Source organism: Corynebacterium sp. AOP40-4SA-5 (assembly GCF_052377355.1).
In the GTDB taxonomy this organism is placed as follows: Bacteria; Actinomycetota; Actinomycetes; order Mycobacteriales; family Mycobacteriaceae; genus Corynebacterium.
On the sequence record NZ_JBQSWS010000015.1, the window covers coordinates 62,687 to 85,975 of the forward strand.

Here is a 23,289-nt window from a genome sequence, read left to right on the forward strand (position 1 = left end):
GATGGTGACGTTCGGGCGCGCACCACGGTCACGTACGACAGAAACAGAGCAGGATCTCGCCCCGAGATCCACCCAAGACACCATCTCGAAGACAAGTCAGGAAGTCAGCGAAGTCCATGACAGAGAGCACCCCCTCCTCCGCACGTCCCCGCCTGTTCACCAGTGAGTCGGTGACCGAGGGCCACCCCGACAAGATCTGCGACGCGATCTCGGACACGATCCTCGACGCGTTGCTGGCCAAGGACCCGCGCTCGCACGTGGCGGTGGAGACGATGGTCACCACCGGCCAGGTGCACGTGGCCGGCGAGGTCCGCACGGACGCCTACGTGGAGATCCCGAAGCTGGTCCGTGAGACCCTGCTGAGCATCGGCTTCACCTCCTCCTCCGTCGGTTTCGACGGCCGGACCTGCGGCGTCAACATCGCCATCGGCGAGCAGTCGCAGGAGATCGGCGACGGCGTCGACACCTCCCACGAGATTCGCAGCGGCGCGGAGGGAGACAAGTACGAGGACGTCGACCAGGCCGGTGCCGGCGACCAGGGCCTGATGTTCGGCTACGCCTCGGACGAGACCCCGGAGCTGATGCCCCTGCCGATCGCCACGGCCCACCGCCTGTCGCGCCGGCTGACCCAGGTGCGCAAGGAGGGCATCGTCAACCACCTGCGTCCGGACGGCAAGACCCAGGTCACCTTCGCCTACGACGCCGAGGGCCGCCCCTCCCACCTGGACACCGTGGTCATCTCCACCCAGCACGACGAGGAGATCACCCAGGCCGAGCTCACCGAGCAGCTGCGCACCAACGTGGTCGACTGGGTCATCGAGGACGCCGGCCTGCAGGACTTCGTCACCGGCGAGCTGACCCTGCTGATCAACCCGTCGGGGTCGTTCATCCTCGGCGGGCCGATGGGCGACGCCGGGCTGACCGGACGCAAGATCATCGTGGACACCTACGGCGGCATGGCCCGTCACGGTGGCGGGGCGTTCTCCGGCAAGGACCCGAGCAAGGTGGACCGCTCGGCGGCCTACGCGATGCGCTGGGTGGCCAAGAACATCGTCGCCGCGGGCCTGGCGCACCGTGCGGAGGTGCAGGTGGCCTACGCCATCGGCCGTGCCCGCCCGGTGGGCCTGTACGTGGAGACCTTCGGCACCGCCACCGGCGGGCTGACCGACGAGCAGATCCAGCAGGCGGTGAGCGAGGTCTTCGACCTTCGCCCCGGTGCGATCATCCGCGACCTGGACCTGCTGCGTCCGATCTACGCGCAGACCGCCGCCTACGGTCACTTCGGCCGCACGGACATCGACCTGCCGTGGGAGAGCACGCAGCGCGCCGACGCCCTGGCCGCCGCCGCCCAGAATGCGGCCCAGAACGCGGCACAGTAGGGAAAACCGGTGGCCGACCCGACCGGCCCGGCTGAGGGGGAGGTGGACGACCCGGTCGCCCGCGTCCTGCCGTTGCTGGGCATGCCGCACCTGGACCGGCTGTTCGACTACGCCGTGCCGGCGAAGCTGGACGCCGAGGCGCGCCCTGGGGTGAAGGTGCGGGTGCGTTTCGCCGGGCGTCTGGTGGACGCCCTGCTCGTGGAGCGCCGCCGCACCACCGACCACGTGGGCACCCTGGCCTCGTTGAACCGGGTGATCAGCCCGTTGCAGGTCGTGCCGCCGCGGATCTGGTCGTTGGTGAACCATCTCGCCGACCGCTACGCCGGCACCCGCTCGGACGTGATCCGCGCGCTGGTGCCGTCGCGGCACGCCTCGGCGGAGAAGGACGGGCTCTTCGGTGGTGGGGTGGACTGGGAGGAGCTCTACGGCCCGCTGGTCGCCCGAGACGATCTCGTCGCCGCCCCGCGTACCGCCGCGGCGTCGGGCTGGGCGGGGTACCGCCACGCCGACAGTTTCCTAGGTGCGGTGCTCGACGGCCGGGCCGCCCGGGCGTCCTGGCTGTGGACGCCGGGGGAGGACTGGGCCGCGCGGGTGGCAGAGGCCGCCGCGTCGGTCGCCTGGAACGGTGGCGGGGTGCTGGTCGTGGCCCCGAACCAGCGGGAGGTCGACCGGGTCGTCGCGGCGTTGCGGGTGTTCCTGTCCGCGGCGCAGATCACCGAACTCAGCGCGAAGGTCGGCCCGGCGGCACGTTACCGCCGTTATCTGGCGGTGCTGGCGGGCCAGGGCCGGGTGGTGGTCGGCACGAGGTCGGCGGCCAGTGCCCCGGTCGCCGACCTGCGCCTGATCGTGCTGCTGGGCGAGGCGGACGACAACCTGGTGGACCCGCGCTCGCCCTACCTGCACGCCCGTGAGGTGCTGCGGTTGCGCTCGGAACTGGAGGAGACCGGCCTGCTCGTGGGCGGGGCACACCGTTCGGCGGAGATCCAGCGCTGGGTGGAGGAGGGTTTCACCCCCACCCTGCGCCCGCTGCCGGAGTCCCTGCGTGCCCGCATGCCGTGGATCCATGCCCTCGACGACATCCACGACGCCCACGCCACGCACTCCCGTCTGCCCTCGGCCGGGCTCAAGGCGATCCGACGGAGCCTGGACGCCGACATGCCCTGCCTGGTGCAGGTGCCGCGGCGTGGCTACGCCCCGGCGGTGGCGTGTTCGACGTGCCGGACGCCCGCGCGGTGCCGGCGCTGCAACGGCCCCCTGGAGCTGCCGGCCGGCCCCACCGGCACCGACGGGTCCTCGGTGCCGCGCTGCCGCTGGTGTGGTGCACTGGAGGGCCAGTTCACCTGCGGGACCTGCGGCGGGCACGCCCTGCGCATGTCGGTGGTGGGCCAGGAGCGCACCGCCGAGGAATTGGGCCGGGCCTTCACCGGGGTGCCGGTGGTGGTCTCCGGCGGCGGCCAGATGCGCACCCACGTGCCGGACAAGGCGGGCCTGGTGGTCGCCACCCCGGGCTCGGAGCCGGTGGTGGAGGACGGCGGCGGCTACGGCGCGGTGCTGGTGCTGGACACCTGGCTCACCTTGGGCCGTGAAGACCTGCGGGCCGGGGAGGCCGCGCTGCGCCAGTGGATGGAGGCGGCGTGTCTGGCGGTGCCGCGCGAGTCCGGCGGCGAGATGGTCGTCGCCGTCGCACCGGACGACCCGACGGTGCAGGCCCTGATCCGCTGGGACCCGGAGGGCGCGGCCGCCCGCGAGCTGGCAGGACGGCGCGAGGCGTCCTTCCCCCCGGCGGTGACGCTGGTCGCGGTGGACGGCACGCCAACGTCCCTGGAGCAGTTCGAGGACGCCTGGGCGCCGCCGGAACAGCTCGGCGGGGTCGAACGCCTCGGCCCGGTGGAATTGCCGCCGGGTGTGCGCAGACCGGCGGGGCTGGGCGAGCCGGAGGCGGCGACCGCGCGCCGGCTGATCGTCCGCGTCCCGGTCACCGTCGAGCCCGGTGGGACCGCCGAGATGCTCGGGGCGTCGCTGCGCGCGGCGTTGTCTTTGCGTGCCACGCGCCGCCAGTCCGACCCGCTGCGCATCGTCGTCGACCCGGTGCGGGTGGGGTAGCCGGGCCTGGCGGTAGACTGTGACGCCATGACCGTTCTCGACATCCGTCTCTTCGGCGACCCGGTCCTGCGCACTGTCGCGGACCCGGTCGGCGACCCCACCGGCGACGACTCCCTGCCCACCCTCATCGACGACATGCTGGAGACCATGGACTCCGCCGGGGGAGTCGGTCTGGCGGCGAACCAGGTGGGCCTGACCCGCCGGATCTTCGTCTACGACTGCGACGGCGACCGCGGCCACGTCATCGACCCGGTGTGGAGCGCCGTCGGCGAGGACGAGCAGACCGCGCGGGAGGGGTGCCTGTCGGTTCCCGAGACCGGCGGCCCGGTGACCAGGTTCGAACGGGTCCGTCTCACCGGTTCCACGGTGGACGGGGCCACGGTGGACCGCGAGGCCGACGGGCTGATGGCCCGCTGCGTGCAGCATGAGACCGACCACCTGGACGGGGTGATGTTCTTCCAGCGCATGGAGCCGGCGGAGCGTCGCGCGGTGATGGGTGAGATCCGGGGAAGCGAGTGGTTCAACCGATGAGGATCCTTTTCGCCGGCACGCCCGAGCCTGCCGCGGTGACCCTGGAGTACCTGCTGGAGGAGTCCGACCACGAGGTCGTCGGTGTACTGACCCAGCCGGACGCCAAGCGTGGACGTGGCCGCACGCTGCACCCCTCGGCGGTGGCGGAGGTTGCCACGGCCCACGGTGTGCCCGTGCACAAGTTCGCCTCGTTGAAGCCGGGGCACGAGGACGCCGAGGAGGTGCGTGAGACGTTGCGCGGTTACGCCGCCGACGGTGCGGAGGCCGTGGCGGTGGTGGCCTACGGGCAGATCCTGCCGCAGGACGTGCTGGGGATCTTCCCGCAGGGGTGGATCAACCTGCACTTCTCCCTGCTGCCACGTTGGCGCGGTGCGGCACCGGTGCAGGCCGCCATCGCCGCCGGTGACACCACCACGGGTGCCTCGACGTTCCGCATCGTTCCCGGGTTGGACGCCGGCCCGGTCACCGGTGAGGTCACCGAGACGATCGGGCTGGAGGACACCGCCGACGACCTGCTGACACGACTGACGTACTCGGGTCGGGTGCTGTTGTCCCGGACGTTGTCGGGGCTGGCCTCCGGCGAGGTCGTCGCCGAGGAGCAGGACGAGACGGGCTCGACGTACGCGTCGAAGATCACCAGCGCGCAGGCGCGGGTGGACTGGCGGCGTCCGGCGGCGGTGGTGCAGCGTACCGCGCGTGCGCACACCCCGGCGCCGGGTCCGTGGACGGTGCTCGACGGCGAGCGCTACAAGCTGGGCCTGATGCTTCCGGTGCCCTCGAGCGAGGACGACAGCGAGGACGCACGTTTGGCCCCCGGTGAGCTGCGCGCCACGAAGGCCGCGGTGGTCGTGGGCACCGGCGACGGCGTCCTGGAGATCACCCGGATCCAGCCGCCGGGCAAGAAGATGATGGTCGCGGCGGACTGGGCCCGTGGCCGCGGCGACCTGTTCGAGGTATCCCCGTCCGCATCCCCGGCCACGTCCCCGGCCACATTCGAGAGTCCGCTAGAGCAGCACGCAGCAGAGGGAGAGTCCTGATGGCAGGTTTCCGCGCACGGTCGACGTCGGGGGATTCCCCGAAGCAGCGTCCGGGTCAGAAGAAGACGTCCGGCGACCACCGTCAGGGTGGTCAGTCAGGCTACCGGCGGCGCAGCGAGTCGCACCGCCAGGAGCACCGCGACGTGGTGGAGCAGCGGGAGAAGCAGGGCAAGCGCGGCTCGGGCGACAAGGTGCGCGACGCGGTCTTCGGCGTGCTGCGCCAGGTCAGTTCGCAGGACGCCTACGCCAACCTGGTGCTGCCCGGGGTGATCCGCTCGGCCGGGTTGAGCGGGCGCGACGCCGCCTTCGCCACCGAGCTGACCTACGGCACCTTGCGTGCCCAGGGCCTGCTGGACGCCGTGATCGCCGAGGCCGCCGGGCGCCCGGTGGGACGCATCGACGAGACGGTGCTGGACGCGTTGCGCCTGGGTGCCTACCAGGTGCTGCGTACCCGTGTCGACGACCATGCGGCGGTGAACACCACCGTGGAGCTGGTCAAGGCCAACGGTGAGGAGAAGGCCGCCGGTTTCACCAACGGTGTGCTGCGCCGGATCACCCGCTCGACGCCGCAGGAGTGGCTGGGTACCGTCACCGCCGGGTTCACCGACCCGGTGGACGCCCTGGCGTTGCGTTACGCCCACCCGACGTGGATCGCCGAGGTATTCAACACCGCCCTCGGCGGGGCCGCCGGTGAGCCTGCCGCTGAGCTGGAGGCGGCGTTGACCGCCGACGACGAGCGTCCGCTGGTGCATCTGGCGGCGCGTCCGGGCCAGATCACTGCCGAGGAACTCGCCCTGGTCACCGGTGGTGAGGAAGGTCGGTGGTCGCCGTACGCGGTGTACCTCTCCGAGGGCGACCCGGGAAAGCTGGAGCCGGTGAAGGAGTCGCTGGCCTCGGTGCAGGACGAGGGCAGCCAGCTCATCGCCCTGGCGATGCTGCGCGCCGAGGTGGATGGCGACCAGGGCCGGTGGCTGGACCTGTGCTCGGGGCCGGGCGGCAAGACGGCGTTCCTGGCGTCCTGGGCGATGGGCGACGGAGCACGGGTGGACGCGGTCGAGTCCGCCCCGCACCGCGCGGAGCTGGTCCGCAAGGCCACGCAGGGGCTGCCGGTGTCGGTGCACCTCGGCGACGGCCGTGATCTGGCCGGCGTCGAGGGGCTCGAGGTGCCTGGCTCGCAGGATTCCGATGCCGGACGTGTCGGCTTCGACCGCGTGCTGGTGGACGCACCCTGTACGGGGTTGGGCGCGTTGCGTCGGCGTCCGGAGGCGCGCTGGCGCAAGTCGGCCGAGGACGTGGCCCCGCTGGTCACCCTGCAGCGTGACCTGCTGCGCTCGGCGGTGTCGGCGACGGCGCCGGGCGGGGTGACGGTGTACTCCACTTGCTCGCCGCACCCGGCGGAGACCAGCGCGGTGGTGCGCGCGGTGGCCGAGGAGACCGGCGCGGTCATCGAGGACGCCACCGCACTGTTCCCGGAGTTGGAGGACGTCTCGGGTCCGTTCGTGCAGCTGTGGCCGCACCGTCACGGTACCGACGCGATGTTCTTCGCGGTGCTGCGGCGGCCCTGACACACCTCGGGGACATCTCAGCGGCCGTCCCGACTAGAGTGGGTGCCATGAGTCCTGCGCGCCGTCAGCCCCAGATCGCCCCGTCCATCCTCGCCGCCGACTTCGCGGACATCAGGGGCAGTGTGGCCCTGGTTCCGGGGGCGGACTGGCTGCACATCGACGTGATGGACGGGCACTTCGTGCCGAACCTGAGCTTCGGTCTGCCGGTGGCGGACGCTGTGCGCCGCTCCACGGACACCTTCCTGGACGTGCACCTGATGATCGAGGACCCGGCCCGCTGGGCATCCGACTACGCCGCGTTCGGCAACGTGACCTTCCACCTGGAGGCCGTGGCGGACGTGGAGGCCGCGGTCGCCCTGGCCGCCACGTTGCGTGAGGCGGGCACCAGGGCCGGGGTGAGCATCAAGCCGGGAACCGCGGTGGAACCGCTGCTGGACCACCTCGCCGACTTCGACACGGTGCTGGTGATGAGTGTGGAGCCGGGCTTCGGCGGGCAGTCCTTCATGCCTGAGGTGCTGGACAAGGTCCGTGCCCTGCGTGCCCGTATCGACGCCGACGTGCTGGACACCCTTGTGGAGATCGACGGCGGCATCGGGCCGGACACGGTGGGCGTCAGCGCCGAGGCCGGGGTGGACGTCTTCGTCGCCGGCTCGAGCGTGTTCGGGGCAGAGAATCCCGAAGCCCGGGTGACCGAGCTGCGGAACACTGCCGCGCAGGCGGTCGCCGGGGCATGACGGACCCGCTCGTCGACCGGCTGTCCGCTCTGCTCGCCGAGGCAGGTGTCGGGGAGCCTGCAGAGTCCTGGGAGGCCGAGTCACTGGCCGCCGCGGTGTTGCAGGCGGACGCCGCCGGCCAGGAGGTCCGCGGGACGACCTCGCCGAACCCGCCGGTCGGCGCGGTGGTGCTGGACGCCCAGGGGACTGTTGTCGGTGTCGGGGCGACGAGCCCTCCCGGTGGTGCCCACGCCGAGGTCAACGCTCTGACCGCCGCGGGGGAGCGGGCGCGTGGGGGAACGGCCGTGGTGACCCTGGAGCCCTGTAACCACACCGGACGCACGGGTCCGTGCAGTCAGGCACTGCTGGCGGCGGGCGTGGCGCGCGTGGTGTTCGTCTTCGCCGACCCGGGTGAGACACAGGGCGGGGGAGCGGAGTATCTCCGCGCCGCCGGGGTAGAGGTCATCGGACCGTTGGTGGGAGACACCGGGAACTTGGCGGGAGTGCCGGTGTTCAGCGTGGAGCCGTGGTTGGCGGCACAGCGCCTGGGCCGGCCGCACGTGACGCTGAAGTACGCCGCCACGATGGACGGTTTCGCCGCGGCCACGGACGGCACGTCGCAGTGGATCACCGGCGAGGTTGCCCGCCAACGGGTTCACCGTGACCGTGCGCGCCGAGACGCGATCCTCGTGGGGACGGGGACGGTAGTCGCGGATGATCCACGCCTCACCGCCCGGCGGGCGGACGGATCCCTGTACGACCACCAGCCGCTGCGGATCGTGGTGGGAACCTCGGACCTGGCCGGGGACGCGTCGATCCGTCCTGCCCTGCACCTGCAGACGCGCGACCTGCCTGTGGTACTCGAGGAGTTGTGGGGCAGGGGCGTGGTGGATGTCCTGGTGGAGGGCGGCCCGCACCTGACGGCGGCATTCGTGGCGGCCGGTCTGGTGGACGCGGTGGAGGCGTACACCGCCCCGGCACTACTGGGGGCGGGTTTGCCGGCGGTCGTGGCACCGCAGGGTGCGACGACCACGATGGCCGGCATCCATCGGTTCACATTGAGGTCGGCAGAGACCATCGGCGGGGATGTGCTGATCGTGACAACGCGCAACTGAACCCGATCCTTCGGTGACTCCGGGAGCACGGTGCAGCTCCTGTGCCCCGCTTCACAAGCACCCCGGTACCTGTCCTACACTGAACAGTTATGTTCACCGGAATCGTCGAGGAGACGGGCACGGTCGCCGAGGTAGACGGCACCGAAGACGCCCAGCGCATCCGCATCGCCTGCAGCCACGTCCTGCAGGACGCCACCCACGGGGCGTCCATCAGCGTCAACGGTGTCTGCCTCACCGTGACCGAGTTCGACTCCACCGGCTTCTGGGCCGACTGCATGAAGGTCACCCTGGACTACACGGCCCTCGGTGCCGCGCACCCCGGTGACCGGGTCAACCTGGAGCGCGCCACACCGGCCGGCGGGCGTCTCGGCGGCCACATCGTCCAGGGCCACGTCGACGGCACCGCCGAGCTCATCTCCCGCACCCCGGGCAGCGAGTGGGAGGTCTTCCGCTTCGAACTCACCGGCGCCAGCGCCGAGCTCGCGCGCTACGTCGCCAAGAAGGGCAGCATCGCCGTCAACGGTGTCTCCCTCACCGTGGCTGAGGTCGGGCCCGTCAGCGACCCCTGGTTCGAGGTCTCGCTGATCCCCACCACCCTCGCCGAGACGATGCTCGGCGACCTCAAGACCGGCGACACCGTCAACATCGAGTGCGACGTACTCTCCAAGTACCTCGAACGACTGTCCCAGGCAGAAGGAGACGCCCAGTGAGCGACCTCACCAACCCCACCAGCGGCACCCACGGCTCCAGCTCGGACCGGAGCCAGTCCGGCGACCGTGGCAGCCTGCTCGACCCCGTCGAGGACGCCATCAGCGACATCGCCGCCGGCAAGCCCGTGGTCGTCGTCGACGACGAGGACCGGGAGAACGAGGGCGACATCATTTTCGCCGCCGAGACCGCCACCGCCGAGACCGTGGCCTTCACCGTCCGGCACTCCTCGGGCTACATCTGCGCCGCCGTTCCCGACAGTGAGGCCGACCGGCTCGGGCTGCCGCCCATGGTCGCCCGCAACGAGGACGTCCGCGGCACCGCCTACACCGTCACCGTCGACGCCGCCGAGGGCATCACCACCGGCATCAGCGCCACCGACCGTGCCCGCACCCTGCGCCTGCTCGCCGACCCCACGTCCACCCGCGAGAGCTTCCACCGTCCCGGGCACGTCGTGCCGCTGCGGGCGAAGAAGGGCGGGGTCCTCGAACGCGGCGGGCACACCGAGGCCTCCGTGGACCTCGCCCGCGCCGCCGGGCTGCGTCCGGCCGGTGTGCTGTGCGAGGTCGTCTCCGAGGAGGACCCGACCGGCATGGCACGCCTGCCGGAGCTGCGCCGCTTCTGCGACGAGCACGGCCTGTCGTTGATCTCCATCGAGCAGCTCGCCGACTGGCGCCGCGTGCACACCCCGGTGGTGGCCCGCAGCGTGGAGTCCCGGCTGCCCACCCGCTACGGCAACTTCCACGCCGTGGCCTATAACGGCCTGATCGACGGGGTCGAGCACGTCGCACTGGTTGCCGGTGCCACAGGAGACACCGGAGACACCGGCAACTTCAACGGCGCCGAGGACGTCCTGGTGCGCATCCACTCCGAGTGCCTCACCGGCGACATCTTCGGCTCCCTGCGCTGCGACTGCGGTGAGCAGCTGTCCACCTCCCTGGACCGCATCGCCGAGGCCGGCAGCGGGGTACTGGTGTACCTGCGCGGCCAGGAGGGCCGCGGCATCGGCCTGGTGCCGAAGCTCAAGGCCTACAACCTGCAGGACCAGGGGCTGGACACCGTCGACGCCAACACCGCCCAGGGCCTGCCGGTGGACTCGCGCGAGTACAGCGCCGCCGCCCAGATCCTGCGCGACCTCGGCGTCGGCTCGGTGGCCCTGCTGTCGAACAACCCCGGCAAGCGCCTCGACCTGGAACGCCACGGCATCCCCGTGACCCGCCGGGTGCCCGTGGAGCTGCCCGCCAACCCGGAGAATGAGGCCTACCTGCGCACCAAGCGTGACCGCATGGGCCACCAGATCGACTCGCTGACCCCCGCCGCCCACTAGCCACCACACTCCTAAGGAGCCACCCATGCCCTCGGACGGACTCGCCGACATCACCCTCACCCGCGACGCCGGGGCGGGCTACCGCATCGCCGTGGTCACCGCCTCCTGGAACGCCGAAGTCACCGACCGGCTGCACGAGCACGCCGTGACCGCCCTGCGCCAGGCCGGAGCCTACGTCGGACAGTGGCGCGTCGCCGGTGCCGTCGAACTGCCCGTCGTGGCCGCGGAGGCGGCGAAGAACTTCGACGCCGTCGTCGCCAACGGCTGCGTCATCCGTGGGGAGACCGCCCACTTCGACCACGTGTGCAATGCCGTGACCTACGGGCTGACCCGCGTCTCCCTGGACTGCGGAAAACCCGTCGGCAACGGTGTGCTCACCGTGGAGAACCAGGCCCAGGCCGTCGCCCGCGCCGGCGGCGACGGGGCCGTGGAGGACAAGGGGGCGGACGCCGCCCGCGCCGTCCTGCACTCGCTGCTGGTGCTGCGCGACATCCGCTCGGCACGCTGAGCACGGTTTCGTCGTGGTCCGTGCCCGGGGGTAGGCTGGTGACCCGTGAGCAGCTCTGAATCAGTGTCCCAGTCCACTGTGGCCGACGGCGCGGTAGACCGTGCGGCGGATAGCACGGCCACCGGCGCGACCCCCGGTCGCGCGGGCCGTCCGGAGTGGCTGCTGACCGTCACCTCCACCAGCCTGCGGTGGTGGGCGGTCATCGGTGCGGTCGTGGTCATGGCCGTGCACGTCTTCATGGCCGTCGTCTCCGGGGTGGGGGACACCGGCGCCACGGTCAGCAGCGTGGACCAGTGGGCGTTCATCGGCATCGGCGTGATCATCTCCGCCGCAGTGCTGATGCTGCTGCGCCCCCGGGTGCGCGTCAACGAGGACGGGGTGGAGGTCCGCAACATCTTCGGCGCCCAGTTCTACCACTGGTCGATCATCCACGGCCTGTCCTTCCCCCGTAAGGCCCGCTGGGCCCGCCTCGAGCTGCCGGACTTCGAGTTCGTGCCGATGATGGCCTTCCAGGTCGCCGACCGGTCCACGATCGCCAGGAAGGTGGAGGACTTCCGCGTCCTCGAGGACCGCTACATGCCCGACGAGTAGGGGAGTAGGCTCCGAGTCCATGGCCGACCCCGCCTCCTACCGACCCGCCCCCGGCACGATCCCCACCAGTCCGGGGGTCTACACGTTCCGTGACGCCGACGACCGGGTGATCTACGTCGGCAAGGCGAAGAACCTGCGCGCCCGCCTGTCGAACTACTTCCAGGACCCCGGGCACCTGGAACCGCGCATCCGCACCATGGTGCACACCGCCGACCACGTGCAGTGGACCGTGGTGGGCAGCGAGATCGAGGCCCTGAACCTCGAGTACACGTGGATCAAGAAGTTCGCCCCCCGGTTCAACGTGATGTACCGGGACGACAAGACCTACCCCATGCTCGCCGTGAGCGTGAAGGAGACCTACCCGCGGGCGTTCCTCTACCGTGGCCCGCGCAAGAAGGGCGTGCGCTACTTCGGCCCGTACCCCAAGGCCTGGGCCATCCGCGACACCCTGGAGTCGCTGACCCGGGTGTTCCCGGTGCGCACCTGCACCACCGGGGTGTACCGGCGCCACGAACAGCTCGGACGGCCCTGCCTGCTCGGCTACATCGACCGCTGTTCGGCACCGTGCGTGGGGCGGGTGTCGCCCTCGCAGCACCGCGAACTCGTCGACGAGTTCTGCTCCTTCCTGGCCGGCGGCAACACCGACCGGGTGATCCGCGACGTGCGCGGCGAGATGACGGACGCCGCCGCCGACCTCGACTTCGAACGCGCGGCATCCCTGCGCGACCAGCTCGGGGCGATGGAGAAGACCGTGGAGAAGCAGTCCGTGGTGTTCTCCGACGACACCGACGCCGACCTCGTCGCCGTGGCCAGCGATGAACTCGAGGCCGCCGTGCAGGTCTTCCACGTGCGCGGCGGACGCATCCGCGGCCAACGCGGCTGGGTGGTGGAGAAGAAGGCGTCCACCGACGATGCTGGTGAGGCTGGCGACGCTGGAGACGCCGAAGATTCAGAGGCCGACGGCTGGCCCACGCTGCTGGAGGACTTCCTCACCCAGTTCTACGGGGAGAACGCCGAACTCGCGAACGCCACCGAGTCCGCCGTCGGCGGCAACTCGCGCGCCGACGTCGCGTCCGGCAGTAGCGTCGGCGCTACCGGCACCGGCACCGAGCCGGACGCCGTGGCCCTGGAGCCCGTGCCGCGCGAGATCCTGCTGCCCGTCCTGCCCACCAACCGGGAGCGGCTCACCGACTGGCTCACCGTCCTGCGCGGTGCCCGGGTCACCCTGCGCGTCCCGCAGCGCGGCGACAAGCGCTCGCTGATGGAGACCGCCACCACCAACGCCACCCAGGCGTTACGCCAGCACAAGATCGCCCGCGCCGGCGATCTGACCACCCGCTCGGCGGCCCTGCAGGAACTGCAGGAGGCGCTGTGGATGGACGATTCCCCGCTGCGCATCGAGTGCACCGACATCTCCCACATCCAGGGCACCGACGTGGTCGCCAGCCTCGTGGTCTTCGAGGACGGCCTGCCGCGCAAGTCCGACTACCGTCGCTACCGCATCCGCGAGGCCGCCGGCGACGGGCACTCCGACGACGTCGCCTCGATCGCTGAAGTCGTCCGGCGCCGTTTTAAACGCCATCACAAGGACCGCACCGCCGTGCCCGAGGGCGACGACGGCGGCGACCTGCTGGACGGCGAGGTCACCGTGGAGCAGGCCGAGGCCGGGTCGAAGAAGTTCGCCTATCCGCCGCAGCTCTTCGTCGTCGACGGCGGCAAGCCCCAGGTCAACGCGGCCCAGGAGGTACTCGACGAGTTGGGCGTCACCGACGTCACCCTGGTGGGGGTGGCCAAGCGGCTGGAGGAGCTGTGGGTGCCCGGCGACGATTACCCGGTGATCCTGCCACGCAACTCCCAGGCGCTGTACCTGATCCAGCAACTGCGCGACGAGGCGCACCGATTCGCCATCACCTTCCACCGCTCCAGTCGCGGTAAACGTATGACCCGCTCCGCCCTCGACGAGGTCAAGGGGCTGGGTCCGAAGCGTCGGGCCGAGCTCGTGAAGACCTTCGGCTCGGTGGCCAAGGTCCGGGAGGCCGGGGTGGAGGGCATCACCCAGGTGCCAGGCTTCGGGCCGGCACTCGCCGAGGCCATCGTGGCGGCGTTGGAGCGGCAGACACCACCGGAGTCTTCGGTCTAGAATCGTGGCATGAACGATGCCACCCGAGACACGGGAACGCGACCTGACCGGCAGGAGGCGTCGCTGGTCCTCATCACCGGGATGTCCGGCGCCGGCCGCAAGGAGGCGGCCACCGTCCTGGAGGAGATGGGCTGGTACGTCGCCGACAACCTGCCCCCGGAACTGATCATGCGCATGGTCGAGCTCAGCTTCGAGTCTGACTCGCCCGTCGAGCGCCTGGCCGTGGTGACCGACGTACGCTCGCGCGACTTCGTCGGTTCGCTCACCGAGGTGCTCTCCAGCCTGCACGAGTCCGGCCGGCGGCCCGTGGTGCTCTACCTCGATGCCGACGACCGCACCCTGATCCGCCGATACGGCCGGGTGCGCCGCACCCACCCGCTGCAGGACGGGGAGACGCTGCAGGCCGGCATCGACCGGGAGCGCGAGATGATGGAGGGCATCCGTCAGCGCGCCGACCTGGTCATCGACACCTCCGGCACCAGCGTGCACGACCTGCGCCGCAGCATGGAGGGCTACTTCGAGGCGCTGTCGGACCGGCGTGAGCACGTGACCGTGCAGTCCTTCGGTTTCAAGAACGGCATCCCCAACGACGTGGACGTGATGCTGGACGCCCGCTTCCTGCCCAACCCGTACTGGGACGAGAACCTGCGCGACTACAGCGGGCTGGACGCCCCGGTCGCCGAGTTCGTCCTGTCCCGCCCGGAGGCCTCCGACTACCTCGACGCGGTCGAGACCCTCGTGTCCACCGCGCTGCCCGGCTACCGCAGGGAGGGCAAACGGTTCCTCACCGTCGCGATCGGCTGCACCGGTGGCCAGCACCGTAGCCCGGCGGTCGCCGAGGCGCTCGCCGCGCGCCTGGCGGCGAACCCGGAGCTGGACGTCCGCACCGTCCACCGCGACCTGGAGCCGGGGCGTCCCGGCCGCACCGCCACCGGAGAGGGGGCCTCGGCATGAGCGAGTTGAACGATACGGCTGAAATGAATATTGACCGCATCACCGCCCTCGGCGGCGGCCACGGCCTGTTCGCCACGCTGCGCTCGGCGCGTGCCGCGGCCGAGCACGTCACCGCCGTGGTGACCGTCGCCGACGACGGCGGTTCGTCCGGACGCATGCGCCGCGAGCTCGGCTCGCTGCCCCCGGGGGACCTGCGCATGGCGCTCGCCGCCCTGGTACGCGACACCCCGCGCGGGCACCTGTGGGAACGCACCCTGCAGCACCGCTTCTCCGGGCACGGCGCTCTCGCCGGCCACGCCGTGGGCAACCTGGTGCTCACCGGGCTGTCGGAGGTGCTGGGCTCCAGCATCGAGGCGCTCGACGAACTCAGCGACCTGCTCGGCATCCGCGGCCGGGTGCTGCCGATGTCGCCGGAGCCGCTGGACCTGGAGGCCGAGGTGCAGGGCATCGGCGACGACCCGCGCGAGGTCAACTCCGTGCGCGGGCAGGTCGCCGTCGCGTCCACCCTGGGGCAGGTGCGTCGCGTCCGGCTGATCCCGCAGAACCCGGAGGCCTCACCGGAGGCGGTGCAGGCCATCCTCGACGCCGACCTGGTCACCCTGGGCCCGGGCTCCTGGTTCTCCTCGGTGATCCCGCACCTGCTGATGCCCGGCATCGTCGAGGCGCTGGCCGAGACCACCGCCACCCGCGCGGTGATCATGAACCTCGTCGCCGAGCCGGGGGAGACCAGCGGGTTCTCCATGGAACGCCACATCCACATGCTGCTGCAGCACTGTCCCACCCTCACCATGGACGTGGTGGTGGTCGACACCTCCGTGCTGCTGCCCGGCAATGAACGCCGCCACATGGAACGCGCCGCCGCCCGGCTGGGCGCCACCGTGCTTTACCGCGACGTACGCGAGGACGACGACCGCGGCCGGTGGACCGACCGGCACTCCTCGGCCAAGCTCGCCGGGGTGCTGCGTGAACTCGCCGACTGGGACCGCACCGCCACCCCCACGGTAGGATCACCCGGAACACACGACGAGCCGGGGCACCCGGAGGAAAGGGGCGACAGCCACAGTGGCACTGACGTCTGAGGTGAAGGATGAGCTGGCCCGGGTCAACGAGACCCGGCCGGAGGTCATGACCGCCGAGGTGTCCGGCCTACTGCGCTACTGCGCGGGCCTGCACCTGGTGGCCGGACGCATCGTCGTCGAGGCCGAGGTCGACAACGGCGCCACCGCGCGCCGCGTCTCCCGCTTCGTCGAGGAGCTCTTCGACCTCACCGCCGAGATCCAGGTCGTCGGGGGAGGGAACCTGCGCACCTCCTCGCGCTACGTCCTGCGCTGGGCCGAGGGCGGCACCGAACTCGCCCGCCGCACCGGGCTGATCGACCGTGCCGGACGTCCCGTCCGCGGTCTGCCGCCCTACATCATCGGCGGCACCGCCGAGCAGTGCACCGCCGCCTGGCGCGGCGCGTTCCTCGCCCGCGGCTCGCTGACCGAGCCGGGCCGCTCGTCCTCCCTGGAGGTCACCACGCCCGGCAACGAGGCGGCCCTGGCGCTCGTCGGGGCGGCACGCCGGATCGGGGTCACCGCGAAGACGAAGGAGACCCGCGGGATCATCCGGGTGACCATCCGCGACGGGGAGAGCATCGGCGACCTGCTGACCCGCATGGGTGCGCAGCGCACCCGGCTGGACTGGGAGGAGCAGCGCATGCGCCGCGAGGTCCGGGCCACGGCCAACCGGCTGGCGAACTTCGACGACGCCAACCTGCGCCGGTCCGCCCGCGCCGCCGTCGTCGCCGCCGCCCGGGTGGACCGGGCGTTGACGATCCTCGGCGAGGACGTGCCCGACCACCTCGTGCAGGCCGGCACGCTGCGGGTGCAGCACCGGCAGGCCTCGCTGGAGGAACTCGGCCAGCTCGCCGACCCCCAGATGACCAAGGACGCCGTCGCCGGACGCATCCGCCGCCTGCTCACCATGGCCGACCAGCGCGCCGGCGAGGTCGGCATCCCCGACACCCACGCCGCGGTCACCGACGACATCTTCGACCTCGATGACATGGACGACATGGAAGATCTGGACGGTACGGGGGACCCCGCCGACGCCGAAGATAAGCGGTTGACCCCGGAGGATCAGGGCACGGAATAGCTCCACGGCGGGGCGCCGGATTCCGCTGTACTCTGGACAACGGCAACTCACCACTCATCGAGAACAGGAGCTTTACCGTGACGGTACGGGTAGGAATCAACGGGTTCGGCAGGATCGGCCGCAACTTCTTCCGGGCACTCCGCGAGAGCGGGGCTGACCTCGAGGTCGTCGCCTTCAACGACCTCACCGACAACAAGACCCTGGCCAACCTCCTGAAGTACGACTCCATCCTGGGTCGTCTGGACGCCGAGGTCAGCTACGACGAGGAGTCGATCACCGTCGACGGCAAGCGTCTCGTGGTCACCGCCGAGCGCGACCCGCAGAACCTCAAGTGGGGCGAGCTGGGTGTCGACATCGTCATCGAGTCCACCGGTTTCTTCACCGACGCCACCGCCGCGAAGGCGCACGTGGACGCGGGTGCGAAGAAGGTCATCATCTCCGCCCCGGCGAAGAACGAGGACGCGACCTTCGTCGTCGGTGTCAACCACACCGACTACGACCCGGCGGCGCACACGATCATCTCGAACGCATCGTGCACCACCAACTGCCTGGCACCGATGGCCAAGGTCCTCGACGAGGAGTTCGGCATCGTCAAGGGTCTGATGACCACCATCCACGCCTACACCGGCGACCAGCGTCTGCACGACGCACCTCACAAGGACCTGCGTCGCGCCCGCGCCGCGGCCCTGAACATCGTGCCGACCTCCACCGGTGCGGCCAAGGCCGTGTCCCTGGTGCTCCCGCAGCTCAAGGGCAAGCTGGACGGCTACGCACTGCGCGTGCCCGTGCCCACCGGCTCGGTCACCGACCTGACCTTCGAGGCGTCCAAGGAGGTCAGCGTCGAGGCCGTGAACGCCGCCATCAAGAAGCACGCCGAGGGTGAGCTCAAGGGCGTGCTGTCCTACTCCGACGACGAGCCGCTGGTCTCCACCGACATCGTCGGCGACTCGCACTCCTCGATCTTCGACTCGGGTCTGACGAAGGTCATCGGCAACCAGGTCAAGGTCGTCTCCTGGTACGACAACGAGTGGGGCTACTCGCGCCGCCTCGTGGACCTCGCCGCCTACGTGGGCGAGCGTCTCTGATCCACCTCCGGGTGGTCCAGTAGTCTGGAGCAGTACCGGCCGGTTCCACCGGTCCCACGGCGGGTCGGCACATGCCGACCCGCCGTCACCCTGTCTGCTCCCGTCCGGCCACCATTTCTTCCACCCCTCACGAACGATCCCCGTCAACCACCTATCCACAGGAGACTGAGCCATGACCGTGAAGACCATCGACGACCTCATCGCCGACGGTGTCGAAGGACGTCACGTCCTCGTCCGCGCCGACCTGAACGTGCCCCTCAAGGACGGTGACATCACCGACCCGGGCCGCATCGACGCCTCGCTGCCCACCCTGCGCCGCCTCGTCGACGCCGGTGCCCGCGTCATCGTCACCGCCCACCTCGGCCGCCCGAAGGGCGAGGTCAACCCCGAGTTCTCTCTCGCCCCCGTCGCCGAGGCCCTCGCCGAGCGTCTCGACCAGTGGGTGCCGCTGGCGCAGGACGTCACCGGCGAGGACGCCCACGAGCGTGCCAACGGCCTCAACGACGGCGACATCCTCCTGCTGGAGAACGTCCGCTTCGACGCCCGCGAGACCTCCAAGGACGAGGCCGAGCGCCAGGCGTTCGCCGCCGAGCTCGCCGCGCTCACCGGCGACAACGGGGCCTTCGTCTCCGACGGCTTCGGTGTAGTCCACCGTCGCCAGGCGTCCGTCTACGACGTCGCCGCCCTGCTGCCGCACTACGCCGGCGGTCTGGTGCAGTCCGAGCTCGAGGTCCTGCGCACCGTGTCCGAGGACCCGGCCCAGCCCTACGCCGTGGTGCTCGGCGGCTCGAAGGTCTCCGACAAGCTCGGCGTGATCGAGGCGCTCGCCCCCAAGGTCGACACGCTGATCATCGGCGGCGGCATGTGCTTCACCTTCCTCGCCGCCCAGGGCCACTCCGTGGGCAGCTCGCTGCTGCAGGAGGACATGATCGACACCTGCCGCGACCTGCTCGAGCGTTTCGGTGACGTCATCGCCCTGCCGTCCGACGTCGTCGTCGCCCCCGAGTTCGCCGCCGACGCACCGGCCACCACCGTCGCCGCCGACGCCATCCCGGACGGCCAGATGGGCCTCGACATCGGTCCGGACTCCGTGGCCGCGTTCTCCGAGACCCTCGGTGCCGCCAAGACCGTGTTCTGGAACGGCCCGATGGGCGTGTTCGAGTTCGCCGCCTTCGCCGACGGCACCCGTGGGCTGGCCGAGGCGATCATCAAGGCCACCTCCGCCGGCGCGTTCTCCGTGGTCGGTGGCGGCGACTCCGCCGCCGCCGTGCGCACCCTCGGCCTCGACGAGGACGGCTTCAGCCACATCTCCACCGGCGGCGGCGCCTCCCTCGAGTTCCTCGAGGGCAAGGAACTGCCCGGCATCACCGTTCTCGAGAACTGAGGAGTACCCACCATGTCACGCACCCCGCTCATCGCCGGCAACTGGAAGATGAACCTCAACCACCTGGAGGCCATCCAGGTCGTCCAGAAGTTCGCCTTCGCCCTGCCCAAGGACTACTACGAGCACGTCGACGTCGCCGTGATCCCCCCGTTCACCGACATCCGCAGCGTGCAGACCGTCGTGGACGGCGAGAAGATCCCGCTGACCTACGGCTCCCAGGACGTCTCCGTCCACGAGTCCGGCGCCTACACCGGCGAGGTCTCCGCCCCGATGCTGGCCAAGCTGGGCTGCAGCTGGGCCGTCGTCGGCCACTCGGAGCGTCGCCAGTACCACGGGGAGGACGACGCGACCGTGGCCGCCAAGGCCAAGGCCGCGCTGGGCTCCGGGCTGTCGCCGATCGTGTGCGTCGGCGAGCCGCTGGAGGTCCGCGAGTCCGGTGAGCACGTCGACTACGTCGTCGCGCAGACCCGCGCCTCCCTGGACGGTCTGTCGTCGTCCGACCTGGCCAACGTGGTCATCGCCTACGAGCCGGTGTGGGCCATCGGCACCGGCAAGGTCGCCTCGGCGTCCGACGCGCAGGAGGTCTGCGCCGCGATCCGCGTGCTCGTCGCCGAGCTCGCCGACCAGCAGACCGCCGACGGCGTCCGGATCCTCTACGGCGGTTCGGTGAAGACCGACTCCGTCGCCGAGATCGTCGGCCAGGCCGACGTCGACGGCGGACTCGTCGGCGGGGCCAGCCTCGACGGCGAGGATTTCGCACGACTGTGCGCGGCCGCTGCAAAGGCCGCCGGCTAGAGGCACAATGGGGGAATGACATCCCCCACTGAAGAGTCCGACACCACGGTCCCCGGCACCGCCATCCCCGTCGTCCCACCGGACCGGGACGAGCCGGAGATCGTGCCGGGTCTGCGTCAGGAACTGCGCTACCTCGGCTCCATCCTCGGCGACGTCATCCGCGACCAGGAGGGCGAGGACGTCTTCGCCCTCGTCGAGGAGACCCGGCAGGCGGCGTTCTCCATCCGCCACGGTGACGGCGACGTCGCCGACCTCGCCGACCGGCTCCGCGACCTCTCCGCGGACAAGGCACTGCCCGTAATCCGGGCCTTCTCCCACTTCGCCCTGTTGGCCAACCTGGCCGAGGACCTGCACGAGGAGCGCCTGCGCGAGCGCCTGGCCGATGAAGGTGCCGCCCCGCCGCGTGCCACCCTGCAGGCCGCCTGGAAGGCCCTCGACGAGGGCGAGGTCAGCGCCGCGGAGGTCTCGAAGGTCGTGGAGTCCGCCTACGTGGCGCCCGTACTCACCGCGCACCCCACCGAGACGCGTCGGCGCACCGTCTTCGACGTCCAGTGGGACATCACCCGCCTGATGCGCAAGCGCGGCCACATCCTCAACGCCGGGCGCACCGCCCGCAGCGACGACCGGCTGGCGAGCATCGACCGCGACATCCGCCGCCGCGTGACCATCCTGTGGCAGACCGCCCTGATCCGCTCGGTGCGCCCGCGCATCGAGGACGAGATCAACGTGGGCCTGCGCTACTTCACCATCAGCCTGCTGCAGGAGATCCCGCAGATCAACCGGCGCGTCACCGTGGAACTGCGGGAACGCTACGGACAGGACGTCCCTGCCACCCCGGTGGTGCGCCCCGGCAGCTGGATCGGCGGCGACCACGACGGCAACCCCTTCGTCACCGGTGAGACGGTGGACTACGCGTCCTCGCGTGCCGCCCAGACCGTCTTCGACTGGTACCTCGCGCAGCTGCACGACCTGGAGCACGAGCTCAGCCTGTCCAGCCGGTTGACCTCGGCCACCCCGGAGCTCGACGAGCTCGCGGACCGCGGCCACAACGACGTCCCGTCCCGCGTCGACGAGCCCTACCGTCGGGCCGCCCACGGCATCCGCGGACGGATCGCGGCCACTGCCGCCGCCCGTCTCAGCGACGCCGTCGACCCGGACCGCACCGCCGGACCGCACGAGCCCTACGCCGACGCCACCGAGTTCCTCGCCGACCTGGAGACCGTGGACGCCTCCCTGCGAGCCAGCGCCGACGACCTCATCGCCGACCACCGTCTCGGCACCGTCATCGCCGCCGCCCAGTCCTTCGGCTTCCACCTGAGCAGCCTGGACCTGCGACAGAACTCCGAGAGCTTCGAGGCGATCCTCACCGAGATCTTCGCCCGGGCCGGTGTGGTCGGCGACTACACCACGCTGGACGAGGACGCCCGCGTCGAGCTGCTCGCCGGCGAACTGCACTCACCGCGTCCGCTGACCGACCCGCGCGCCACGTGGAGCGAGGCGACCGAGCGCGAGCTCGGCATCTTCCGCTCCGCGGCGGCCGCCGTCGCCCGCTTCGGTCCCGACGCCGTGCCGCACTGCATCATTTCCATGGCGTCCAGCGTCTCCGACATCCTGGAGCCGATGATCCTGCTCAAGGAGGTCGGCCTGATCGACGTCACCGACGGCGAGGTCACCGGCGGGATCGACGTGATCCCCCTGTTCGAGACCATCGACGACCTCGCCAACGGCTCGTCGGTGATGGCGCAGCTGTGGGGCCACGGCTTCTACCGTGACTACGTCGCCCAGCGTGGCGGTGTGCAGGAGGTCATGCTCGGCTACTCCGACTCGAACAAGGACGGCGGCTACTTCGCCGCCAACTGGGGCCTCTACGACGCGGAACTGTCGCTCGTCGCCGCGGCGAAGGACGCCGGGGTGGGCCTGCGCCTGTTCCACGGGCGCGGCGGCACCGTCGGACGCGGCGGCGGCCCCAGCCACGAGGCGATCCTCGCCCAGCCGGAGGGCGCGGTGCAGGGCAGCGTGCGCATCACCGAGCAGGGAGAGATCATCTCCGCGAAGTACGGGGTGCCCTCGGTGGCGCGCCGCAACCTCGAGGCGCTGGTGTCGGCGACACTGGAGGCCAGCCTGCTCCCCGTCGACCGCATCGACGACCCGGACGACGCCTACGCCGCCATGCGTGAGATCGCCGAGTTGTCCCGCAAGGCCTACGCCACGCTGATGCACGAGGACGACGGGTTCATCGACTACTTCACCTCCTCCACACCGCTGGCGGAGATCGGGAACCTGAACATCGGCTCGCGTCCGAGTTCGCGCAAGCAGACCAGCAGCATCGCCGACCTGCGCGCGATCCCGTGGGTGCTGTCCTGGTCGCAGTCGCGCATCATGCTGCCCGGCTGGTTCGGCGTGGGTTCGGCGTTGCGCGACTGGGTCGGCGAGGACGAGTCGGGGGAGAAGCTGGCGTACCTGCAGGAGCTGCACCGATCCTGGCCGTTCTTCCGCTCGGTCCTGTCGAACATGGCGCAGGTGATGGCCAAGGCCGACCTGTCCGTGGCGAAGTTGTACTCCGGCCTGGTGCCCGACGCCGCCGACGCCGAGCGCATCTACGACACCATCGTCGACGAGTTCCACCTCACCCTGGACATGTGCCTGAAGGTCACCGGGCAGGACAGCCTGGTCACCGACAACCCTGCACTGGCGATGTCGGTGCGCAACCGGTTCCCGTACCTGCTGCCGCTGAACCTGCTGCAACTGGAGCTGCTGCGCCGCTACCGTGCCGGGGACCGCAGCGAGGACGTGCTCGACGGCATCCGCCTGACCATGAACGGGCTGGCCACGGGGCTGCGCAACTCGGGCTAGGGCCCGTGTGCCTGGTGCGGGGTGTCGTGGGTGTCACGATGTCCGGCGGTGGGCTATGATGGTGTGGTTATCGCATGGCCCCGACCGACGTAAGGCAGTTCGCATGGTTCTCACCCTCCAGATCCTTCTGGTGGTCACCAGCCTCATTCTGGGACTCTCCGTTCTTCTCCACAAGGGGAAGGGCGGCGGCCTGTCCAGCCTGTTCGGTGGCGGTATGCAGTCGAGCCTGTCGGGCTCCACGGTGGTGGAGAAGAACCTCGACCGGTTGACGGTCACCACCGCGGTGATCTGGATCGCCGCCATCATCGGACTGAACCTGGTCGTCCACTACAACGTGGGCTGATCCGGCCTGTAGCTGGCCCGCA

The 23,289-nt window shown here is 70.7% G+C and carries 20 protein-coding genes; all 20 read left to right on the forward strand.

The window, feature by feature from the left end; all coding sequences use genetic code 11:
* Positions 1-116: 116 nt before the first annotated feature.
* Positions 117-1,379 carry a methionine adenosyltransferase gene (metK, locus tag ACT3S3_RS10215; RefSeq protein ID WP_301441910.1) on the forward strand — a complete coding sequence of 421 codons (1,263 nt, stop codon included), beginning with the start codon at positions 117-119 and terminating at the stop codon, positions 1,377-1,379.
* An 81-nt stretch (positions 1,380-1,460) separates the two neighbouring features.
* Positions 1,461-3,482 carry a primosomal protein N' gene (locus ACT3S3_RS10220; RefSeq protein WP_444626746.1) on the forward strand — a complete coding sequence of 674 codons (2,022 nt, stop codon included), beginning with the start codon at positions 1,461-1,463 and terminating at the stop codon, positions 3,480-3,482.
* A gap of 27 nt (positions 3,483-3,509) precedes the next feature.
* Positions 3,510-4,013 (forward strand): peptide deformylase, encoded by a 504-nt coding sequence (def, locus tag ACT3S3_RS10225; RefSeq protein WP_444626742.1) that lies wholly within the window; start codon positions 3,510-3,512, stop codon positions 4,011-4,013.
* Complete coding sequence (gene fmt, locus ACT3S3_RS10230) at positions 4,010-5,050, forward strand: methionyl-tRNA formyltransferase (RefSeq protein WP_301441912.1); 1,041 nt, start codon at positions 4,010-4,012, stop codon at positions 5,048-5,050. The genes def and fmt overlap by 4 nt, the downstream gene beginning before the upstream one ends.
* Positions 5,050-6,615 (forward strand): RsmB/NOP family class I SAM-dependent RNA methyltransferase, encoded by a 1,566-nt coding sequence (locus ACT3S3_RS10235; protein WP_441579436.1) that lies wholly within the window; start codon positions 5,050-5,052, stop codon positions 6,613-6,615. The genes fmt and ACT3S3_RS10235 overlap by 1 nt, the downstream gene beginning before the upstream one ends.
* 47 nt (positions 6,616-6,662) lie before the next feature.
* A complete protein-coding gene (gene rpe, locus ACT3S3_RS10240; protein ID WP_444626744.1) occupies positions 6,663-7,349 on the forward strand; it encodes a ribulose-phosphate 3-epimerase in 687 nt (228 codons plus the stop codon).
* Entirely contained in the window at positions 7,346-8,443 is a 1,098-nt protein-coding gene (gene ribD / locus ACT3S3_RS10245; protein ID WP_301441915.1) for a bifunctional diaminohydroxyphosphoribosylaminopyrimidine deaminase/5-amino-6-(5-phosphoribosylamino)uracil reductase RibD, read from the forward strand. Before rpe ends, ribD begins: the two co-directional genes overlap by 4 nt.
* Positions 8,444-8,532: 89 nt before the next feature.
* Complete coding sequence (locus ACT3S3_RS10250) at positions 8,533-9,153, forward strand: riboflavin synthase (RefSeq protein WP_301441916.1); 621 nt, start codon at positions 8,533-8,535, stop codon at positions 9,151-9,153.
* Between the two features lie 74 nt (positions 9,154-9,227).
* A complete protein-coding gene (locus tag ACT3S3_RS10255; protein ID WP_301441920.1) occupies positions 9,228-10,478 on the forward strand; it encodes a bifunctional 3,4-dihydroxy-2-butanone-4-phosphate synthase/GTP cyclohydrolase II in 1,251 nt (416 codons plus the stop codon).
* Between the two features lie 25 nt (positions 10,479-10,503).
* On the forward strand, positions 10,504-10,986 hold the full coding sequence (gene ribH, locus ACT3S3_RS10260) for a 6,7-dimethyl-8-ribityllumazine synthase (RefSeq protein WP_301441917.1): 483 nt from the start codon (positions 10,504-10,506) through the stop codon (positions 10,984-10,986).
* Positions 10,987-11,031: 45 nt separating this feature from the next.
* Positions 11,032-11,577: a PH domain-containing protein gene (locus ACT3S3_RS10265; RefSeq protein WP_441582932.1), complete on the forward strand. Its 546-nt coding sequence runs from the start codon at positions 11,032-11,034 to the stop codon at positions 11,575-11,577.
* 19 nt (positions 11,578-11,596) lie between these two features.
* On the forward strand, positions 11,597-13,717 hold the full coding sequence (gene uvrC / locus ACT3S3_RS10270; protein WP_441579433.1) for an excinuclease ABC subunit UvrC: 2,121 nt from the start codon (positions 11,597-11,599) through the stop codon (positions 13,715-13,717).
* 9 nt (positions 13,718-13,726) lie between these two features.
* On the forward strand, positions 13,727-14,671 hold the full coding sequence (gene rapZ, locus ACT3S3_RS10275; protein ID WP_301442875.1) for an RNase adapter RapZ: 945 nt from the start codon (positions 13,727-13,729) through the stop codon (positions 14,669-14,671).
* A complete protein-coding gene (locus tag ACT3S3_RS10280; protein ID WP_301442876.1) occupies positions 14,668-15,750 on the forward strand; it encodes a gluconeogenesis factor YvcK family protein in 1,083 nt (360 codons plus the stop codon). The genes rapZ and ACT3S3_RS10280 overlap by 4 nt, the downstream gene beginning before the upstream one ends.
* Positions 15,734-16,807, forward strand: a complete 1,074-nt coding sequence (gene whiA, locus ACT3S3_RS10285; RefSeq protein ID WP_301442877.1) for a DNA-binding protein WhiA — start codon at positions 15,734-15,736, stop codon at positions 16,805-16,807. The genes ACT3S3_RS10280 and whiA overlap by 17 nt, the downstream gene beginning before the upstream one ends.
* A 77-nt stretch (positions 16,808-16,884) precedes the next feature.
* Complete coding sequence (gap, locus tag ACT3S3_RS10290; RefSeq protein ID WP_301442878.1) at positions 16,885-17,892, forward strand: type I glyceraldehyde-3-phosphate dehydrogenase; 1,008 nt, start codon at positions 16,885-16,887, stop codon at positions 17,890-17,892.
* Between the two features lie 172 nt (positions 17,893-18,064).
* Positions 18,065-19,276: a phosphoglycerate kinase gene (locus ACT3S3_RS10295; protein ID WP_301442879.1), complete on the forward strand. Its 1,212-nt coding sequence runs from the start codon at positions 18,065-18,067 to the stop codon at positions 19,274-19,276.
* Between the two features lie 12 nt (positions 19,277-19,288).
* Positions 19,289-20,071, forward strand: a complete 783-nt coding sequence (gene tpiA / locus ACT3S3_RS10300; protein ID WP_301442880.1) for a triose-phosphate isomerase — start codon at positions 19,289-19,291, stop codon at positions 20,069-20,071.
* A 99-nt stretch (positions 20,072-20,170) separates the two neighbouring features.
* The gene (gene ppc / locus ACT3S3_RS10305) at positions 20,171-22,924 is read left to right on the forward strand and encodes a phosphoenolpyruvate carboxylase (protein ID WP_301442882.1); all 2,754 of its coding nucleotides are present in this window, start codon (positions 20,171-20,173) and stop codon (positions 22,922-22,924) included.
* Positions 22,925-23,027: 103 nt separating this feature from the next.
* The gene (gene secG / locus ACT3S3_RS10310) at positions 23,028-23,267 is read left to right on the forward strand and encodes a preprotein translocase subunit SecG (protein ID WP_301442881.1); all 240 of its coding nucleotides are present in this window, start codon (positions 23,028-23,030) and stop codon (positions 23,265-23,267) included.
* Positions 23,268-23,289: the final 22 nt, after the last annotated feature.